The organism is Pseudomonas sp. SbOxS1 (assembly GCF_013416725.1).
Lineage (GTDB): Bacteria > Pseudomonadota > Gammaproteobacteria > Pseudomonadales > Pseudomonadaceae > Aquipseudomonas.
This window is the reverse complement of the sequence record NZ_JAAVXC010000031.1, coordinates 1-8,166: the sequence shown is the minus strand read 5'-3', so window position 1 is coordinate 8,166 and position 8,166 is coordinate 1. Positions and strand designations below refer to the sequence as shown.

4 protein-coding genes are annotated in these 8,166 nt (G+C 62.2%); all 4 read left to right on the top strand.

The window, feature by feature from the left end; all coding sequences use genetic code 11:
• Positions 1-2,520: RND family transporter (locus tag HFK74_RS24115; protein ID WP_180205674.1), on the top strand; the 2,520-nt coding region annotated here is incomplete at its 5' end.
• Between the two features lie 6 nt (positions 2,521-2,526).
• Complete coding sequence (locus HFK74_RS24110; protein WP_180205673.1) at positions 2,527-4,305, top strand: acyl-CoA dehydrogenase C-terminal domain-containing protein; 1,779 nt, start codon at positions 2,527-2,529, stop codon at positions 4,303-4,305.
• Between the two features lie 19 nt (positions 4,306-4,324).
• Positions 4,325-5,968 (top strand): fatty acid--CoA ligase, encoded by a 1,644-nt coding sequence (locus tag HFK74_RS24105; RefSeq protein ID WP_180205672.1) that lies wholly within the window; start codon positions 4,325-4,327, stop codon positions 5,966-5,968.
• Between the two features lie 323 nt (positions 5,969-6,291).
• Complete coding sequence (locus HFK74_RS24100; RefSeq protein WP_180205671.1) at positions 6,292-7,617, top strand: OprD family porin; 1,326 nt, start codon at positions 6,292-6,294, stop codon at positions 7,615-7,617.
• Positions 7,618-8,166 lie beyond the last annotated feature (549 nt).

Sequence of the window (8,166 nt, the reverse complement as noted above, 5' to 3'; positions counted from 1 at the left end):
ATGGGCAATATCAAACAAGACGCCATGCCGGTGATCCGCGAGCTGCGGGATTTCGACCGCCGCTCCGGCAACCTGCTCGAACGCCTGGTGTTCAACTATCGGCCGCTGTTCATGCTGCTGATGGCCCTGGCCACCGTGGTCCTGGGCTTCATGGCCGTGACCCGCCTGGAACTGCGCCCCAGCTTCGAAAAGATGATTCCGCAGAGCCAGCCGTACATCCAGAACTTCCTCGAGAACCGCCAGTCACTGCGCGGCCTGGGCAACTCGGTGCGGGTGGTGGTGGAGAACACCCAGGGCGATATTTTCGACCCTCAATACCTGGACGTGCTCAAGCAGGTCAACGACCAGCTGTTCCTCACCGAAGGCGTCGACCGTGCGTGGATGAAGTCGCTGTGGAGCCCGGCGGTGCGCTGGACTGAAGTCACCGAGCAGGGCTTCCAGGGTGGCCCGGTAATGCCCGATACCTATGAGGGCAAGCCCGAGCAAATCGAACAGCTGCGCCAGAACATTTCCCGCGCCGGTATCGTCGGCAGCCTGGTGGCCAGCGACTACAAGTCGAGCATGCTGATCGTGCCGCTGCTGGACAAGTCCTCGGCCACCGGCCAGAGCATCAACTACCATCAGTTCTCGCAGATGCTCGAAGAGCAATTGCGCGACAAGATCGAGTTCGCCGGCGACAGCGCCGCGCGTAAATCCGGTGAAGAGGGCAAGGGCCCGTACAAGGTGCGGGTGATCGGTTTTGCCAAGCTGATGGGCGACCTGATCGACGGCCTGATCCAGGTGATGATGTTCTTCGGCCTGGCCGTGGTCACCTCGCTGGTCATCATCTACGCCTACACCCGTTGCGTGCGCAGCACCCTGCTGGTGGTCGGCTGCTCGCTGATCGCAGTCGTTTGGCAGCTGGGCATCGTCGCCTGGCTGGGCTACGCCATCGACCCGTACTCGGTGCTGGTGCCGTTCCTGATCTTCGCCATCGGCGTGTCCCACGCGGCGCAGAAGATGAACGGCATCATGCAGGACATCGCCCGTGGCACCCACAAGCTGATCGCCGCGCGCTACACCTTCCGCCGCCTGTTCATCGCCGGGGTCACCGCGTTGCTGGCCGACGCCGTGGGCTTTGCCGTGCTGATGCTGATCGACATCCCGGTGATCCAGGACTTGGCGATCACCGCGAGTATCGGTGTGGCGGTGCTGATCTTCACCTCGCTGTTGCTGATGCCGGTGGCGCTGTCCTACGTCGGCGTCGGTGCCAAGGCCGCCGAGCGCGCGCTGAAAATCGACACCCGTGCCGAACACCATAAAGGCTTCGGCAAACTCTGGGACCTGCTCGATCGCTTCACCACACGCCGCTGGGCCACGGGCGCCGTGCTGGTCGCGGTGCTGATGGGCATCGGCGGCTTCATGGTCAGCCTGCAACTGAAGATCGGCGACCTTGAAAGCGGGGCGCCGGAACTGCGCGCCGACTCGCGCTACAACCGCGACAACGCCTACATCACCAGTCACTACGCGCTGTCCAGCGACCTGTTCGCGGTGATGATCAAGACCGCGCCGGAAGGCTGCCTGAACTACAAGACCCTGGTCCTAGCTGATCGCCTGGCCTGGGAACTGCAGCAGTATCCGGGCGTGCAGGCGACGTCCTCGCTGGTCAACGCGGTGCGCCAGATCACCGCCGGCACCTATGAGGGCAACCCCAAGCTCAACAGCATCCAGCGCAACCAGGACGTGCTGAACTACGCCGCGCAGCAAGCCTCGGTCAACTCGCCGGAGCTGTTCAACAACAACTGCTCGCTGATGCCGGTGATTGCCTTCCTCAAGGATCACAAGGCTGAAACGCTGGACGCGGTGGTGGCGATTGCCGACAAGTTTGCCAAGGAAAACAGCACCGACGATCGCCAGTTCCTGCTGGCGGCCGGCAGTGCCGGGATCGAAGCGGCCACCAACATCGTGGTGCGCGAGGCCAACCGCACCATGCTGCTGTACGTCTACCTGGCGGTGACGCTGTTCTGCCTGATCACTTTCCGCAGCTGGCGTGCCACGCTGGTAGCGCTGCTGCCGTTGGTGCTGACCTCGGTCCTCTGTGAAGCGCTGATGGTAGCCATGGGCATTGGCGTGAAAGTCGCGACCCTGCCGGTGATCGCCCTGGGCGTGGGGATTGGCGTCGACTACGCCTTGTACCTGCTCAGCGTGCAATTGCACTTCCAGCGCCAGGGCCTGCCGCTGTCCCAGGCCTACCGCAACGCCGTGTCGTTCACCGGCCGGGTGGTCGGGCTGGTCGGTATCACCCTCGCGGCCGGCGTGGTGTGCTGGGTCTGGTCGCCGATCAAGTTCCAGGCCGACATGGGCATCCTGCTGACCTTCATGTTCCTGTGGAACATGCTCGGTGCGCTGATCCTGATTCCCGCCCTGTCGTACTTCCTGCTGCGTGAGCGGGCACCGCAACCCGGTGCTGTCGCGGCAGCCGAAATCATTGAATCCACTGAACGTCCCGGCAAGTCCCATGCCGTGACCACTTCCGAGTAAGTCAAGATGTCTGAATACAAAGCTCCCCTGCGCGACATGCGCTTCGTACTCAACGAGGTCTTTCAAGTGTCCCGGCTCTGGGCCCAGTTGCCCGGCCTGTGCGATGTGATCGATGTAGAAACCGCCGCCGCCATTCTCGAAGAGGCCGGCAAGATCAGCGGCGAAGTCATCGCACCCTTGAACCGCGCCACCGACGAGCAGGGCTGTACCTGGAGCAATGGTTCGGTCACCGCGCCAGAGGGTTTTGCCGAGGCCTATCAAGCCTTCGCCGAAGGCGGTTGGGTGGGTGTCGGCGGTGATCCGCAGTACGGCGGCATGGGCATGCCCAAGGCGATTTCGGCGCAGGTCGAAGAGATGGTCAACGCAGCCAGCCTGTCATTCGGCCTGTACCCGATGCTGACCGCCGGCGCCTGCCTGTCGATCAAGGCGCACGCCAGTGAAGAACTCAAGGAGCGTTACCTGCCCAACATGTACGCCGGCACCTGGACCGGTTCGATGTGCCTGACCGAAGCCCATGCCGGCACCGACCTGGGGCTGATTCGCACCAAGGCCGAGCCCCAGGCGGATGGCAGCTACAAGGTCAGCGGCAGCAAGATCTTCATCACCGGCGGCGACCACGACCTGACCGAGAACATCATTCACTTGGTACTGGCGCGACTGCCGGATGCCCCGGCTGGCCCGAAAGGCATCTCGCTGTTCCTGGTGCCCAAGGTGCTGGTCAATGCCGACGGTTCCCTGGGCGAGCGTAACTCGCTGTCCTGCGGCTCGATCGAACACAAGATGGGGATCAAGGCATCCGCCACCTGTGTGATGAACTTCGATGGCGCCACTGGCTGGATCGTCGATGCGCCGAACAAGGGCCTGGCGGCGATGTTCACCATGATGAACTACGAGCGCCTGGGCGTGGGTATCCAGGGCCTGGCCCAGGGCGAACGCTCCTATCAGAACGCTCTGGCGTACGCCCGCGACCGCCTGCAAAGCCGTGCACCAACCGGTGCGCAGTGCAAGGACAAGGCGGCCGACCCGATCATCGTCCACCCTGACGTGCGCCGCATGCTGTTGACCATGAAAGCCCTGAACGAAGGCGGCCGTGCGTTCTCCAGCTATGTGGCCCTGCAACTGGACATCGCCAAATACAGCGAAGACCCGAAGGAGTGCTCCCGCGCCCAGGAACTGGTGGCCTTGCTGACCCCGGTGGCCAAGGCGTTCCTCACCGACATGGGCCTGGAAACCACCCTGCACGGACAGATGGTGTTCGGCGGCCATGGCTACATTCGTGAGTGGGGCCAGGAGCAACTGGTGCGCGATGTGCGCATTACCCAGATCTACGAAGGCACCAACGGCATCCAGTCCCTGGACCTGGCCGGGCGCAAGATCGTCGGCAGCGGCGGGGCGCTCTACCGCCTGTTCGCGTCGGAGATCCGCAACTTTATCGCCAACGCCCGCACTGAGCTTGGCGAGTTCACCCAACCGCTGAGCGCCGCCGTGGACACCCTCGACGAGCTGACCGCGTGGCTGCTGGACCGGGCCCAGGGCAACCCGAATGAAATCGGTGCGGCCTCGGTCGAGTACCTGCATGTGTTCGGCTACACCGCGTACGCCTACATGTGGGCGCGCATGGCCGAGGCCGTCGTGTGCGGCGATGCCGAGGACGATTTCTACACCAGCAAACTGGCCACCGCGCGTTTCTACTTCGCCCGGTTGCTGCCGCGTATCCACTCGTTGAGCGCTTCGGTCAAGGCCGGTAGCGACTGTCTCTACGAGCTGCAAGCCGACCAGTTCTAAAGGACAAGGAACCTTAATCATGATGGCGACAAAAATAATTCCACCCGCCGAAGGCGCCTATGCCTATCCCTTGCTGATCAAGCAATTGCTGCTGTCCGGGGTGCGCTACGAACCGGGCCGGGAAATCGTCTACGCCGATAAACTGCGCTACAGCTACCAGACCCTCAACCAGCGTATCCGCCGCCTGGCCAATGCGCTGACCGAGGCGGGGGTCAAGGCCGGGGACACCGTGGCCCTGCTCGACTGGGACAGCCATCGCTACCTGGAATGCTTCTTCGCCGTGCCGATGATCGGCGCGGTGCTGCACACGGTGAACATTCGCCTGTCGCCGGAGCAGGTGCTGTTCACCATGAACCACGCCGAGGATGACCTGGTGCTGGTGCATGACGATTTCCTGCCGCTGGTGGAGCAGATCCAGGGGCGGCTGACCACGGTCAAAGGCTTTGTGCAGCTCACCGATGACCAGGCATCCGCCACTTCATTGCCGGTGCAGGGCGAGTACGAGCAGTTGCTGTCCCAGTGCCCGGACCAGTACGACTTTCCCGATTTCGACGAGAACTCGGTGGCGACGCTGTTCTACACCACCGGCACCACCGGCGACCCCAAGGGCGTGTATTTCACCCATCGCCAACTGGTCCTTCACACCTTGAATGCCGTGGGCACATTGGGCGTTTACCAGGGGACACCGCTGCTGCGTTCCGACGACGTGTACATGCCGATCACCCCGATGTTCCACGTGCATGCCTGGGGTGTGCCTTACGTCGCTACCCTGATGGGCATCAAGCAGGTGTACCCCGGCCGCTACGAACCCAACAGCCTGGTCCGGCTGTACCAGGAAGAGAAGGTGACCTTTTCCCACTGCGTGCCTACCATCCTGCAAATGCTCCTCACCTGTGAGCAAGGCAAGTCCGCCCGATTCGACGGCTGGAAAATGCTCCTGGGCGGCAGTGCGCTGCCCTTGGGCCTTGCCAGCGAAGCCAGTGCCAAGGGCATGGTGGTGCACGCCGGCTACGGCATGTCGGAAACCTGCCCGCTGCTGTGCCTGACTTACCTGCGCGATGAAGACCGCCAGCTACCGCTCCAGGCCCAACTGCCGACACGCATCAAGACTGGCACCCCGGTGCCGATGGTCGATCTGAAAATCATCGATGCCAGTGGCAATGACGTCGTGCATGACGGCGAATCCCTGGGCGAGATCGTGGTGCGCGCGCCATGGCTGACCCAAGGCTATTTGAAGGAGCCGCAAAAAGGCGCCGAGCTGTGGCAGGACGGCTGGCTGCACACTGGCGACATGGCGTCCATCGACCCGTTGGGCGGCGTGGAAATCAAGGATCGCATCAAGGACGTGATCAAGACCGGCGGGGAGTGGATCAGCTCCCTGGAGCTGGAAAGCCTGATCAGCGAACACGAGGCGGTGCTGTCGGTCGCGGTGGTGGGCATTGCCGATGAACAATGGGGCGAACGACCCATGGCCCTGGTGGTGTGTGAGCCCGGGCAATACCTGGACCGCAAGATCCTCGAGGCGCACCTGCAAGGGTTTGTCGAGCTCGGCCGGATCAATAAATGGGCGATCCCCAAGCAGTTCAAGTTCGTCGCCGAGATCCCCAAGACCAGTGTCGGCAAGATCAACAAGAAGCTGATCCGGGAACAGGCGCTTGCCTAGGGTTTTGCGACCGGTGTAATCATTGTAGGAGCCCGGCTTGCCGGCGAAGGCGTTCTCGAATATTGCGTAGACCTCTCGGGCCTCTTCGCCGGCAAGCCGGGCTCCTACAAGGGCCATTCGCCATACCTTTCACCGAGGTATGGCCCTCCCGATTTCGATGAAAATCCCCCCGCACGTTTTGCAAAAACCATGAGGTCGCGTACCTCATTGCGACAACTCTTATCCCTCTACGGAAATTACTTTCATCTCGTTTGAAGTTCGTGCCTCGAAATGTTCTAAGAGTTTCACAAATATTTCGACGTGACCCTCTTGAGGAGTACCGCATGTTCAAACGAGCAATACCCGCCGCCATCCTGTTGTTCAGTGGATCGATCGGCGCACAGGCCGCAGAGCCTGGCGCACGCGGCTTTCTGGAAGACAGCAAGGCCAGCCTTTCCATGCGTACCCTGTACTTCAACAGTGATAACCGCGACGGCAGCGCCGACCCTTCGAAAACCGAAGAGGCCGCCCAGGGTTTCGTGCTGCGTTATGAATCGGGGTTCACCCAGGGCACCCTGGGGTTCGGGCTCGATGCCCAGGCATTGCAAGGGATTACCCTGGACAGCGGTGCCGGTCGCCATGTCGGCAGCGGCATGATTCCGTCGAAGGGTGACGGTGCGGCCGATGCCTGGAGCAGCTTCGGGCCTACGGCGAAGATGCGCATCGCCAAGACCGAGTTGCGTTACGGCACGCTGTTGCCCAAGCTGCCGATTCTGCTGTCCAACGATGCCCGTGTGCTGCCGCAGTCCTTCACAGGCGGCCAGGTCACGTCCAAAGACATCGATGGCCTGACCCTGACCGGTGGCGTTCTTGAGCACGCAGTCGGTCGTGCCTCGACCGATCGCACCGGCCTGTCGGTTGCCGGCGGCACCCAGGACAGCAACAAGTTCTACTTCGCCGGTGGCGACTACCAGGTGACCCAGGCGCTGAAGGCGCAGTACTACTTCGCGCAACTGGAAGATTTCTACAACCAGAACTTCGTCGGCCTGACCCACATCCTGCCCATCGACAGTGCCAGCGCCATCACCACTGACCTGCGTTATTTCCGCACCACCTCCAGTGGTGCCAACAGCTCCGCCGCAGGCCGGGCGCAAGGTTATCGCGTGTCGGGTTACACCGAGGACAACGACGGTGAAATCGACAACGACACCTGGGCCGCGATGATCACCTATACCAACGGTGGCCATGCCGTTGCGCTCGGCTACCAGCAAGTGGGCGATGGCAGCAACTTCGTCCAGCCCAACCAGGGCAGCCTGGTGGACAAAGGCGCAGGCGGCGGCAGCGTCTACCTGCCCACCGACCGCATGATCCAGAGCTTTGCCCGCGCCGGCGAGCAAACCGGTTTCGGTCAGTACTCCTATGACTTCGCGCCCTTGGGAATCCCGGGGCTGAAAGCGTCAGTGGCGTATCTCAAGGGCACGGACATCAAGGTGCAAAACGCGGCAGACCAGTCCGAGTGGGAACGTGACATGACGCTGGACTATGTGATTCAGTCGGGTTCGCTCAGGGGGCTTGCCTTCAGCGTGCGCAATGGTAAGTCGAACACTGATGCCGGGCGCAATGTTGATCAGAATCGGTTCATCATCAACTACACCCTCTCACTGCTATAACGGCCGTTACATCCTCACGCCGAATGAAACCCTTGTAGGGGCCCGGCTTGCCGGCGAAGGCGTCCTGGCAGCCGACCCACCTCTCACGGCTGTACCTGATCCACACTGTAGGAGCGAGGCTTGCCCGCGAAGACGGCCTCACAGCCAACCTGGATTTTGTTGACCGAGTACATATCCATTCCTGCGGTAACGGCCACCTAGGGTTTCGCCCTTACGGCGAGTCACTTGGAAAAACGGAGCGCCGCCCGGCCCTAAGTAACCAAGGGCTCTTGCCCCTGGCGTTCGGTGCCTCGCTAATGCTCGGCATGCCCTCGCTCCGGTCCTGCTCCGTGGGCCCGCCGCGCTGGGCCATCCATGGCCCAGCGCGGCTAAACCGGCATCCATGCCGGTTTACCNNGGCCTCTCGATGGGGCAAGAAAATCAAAAGCCAAATCAACAGCCAAAGCGAGGCGGCCTTACAGCCGACCTGATCGGGAGCCGTACACGTTCACCCTGTAGGAGCCAGGCTTGCCGGCGAACCAGGCGCTGCGGTGTGTCTGTTGTACCGCG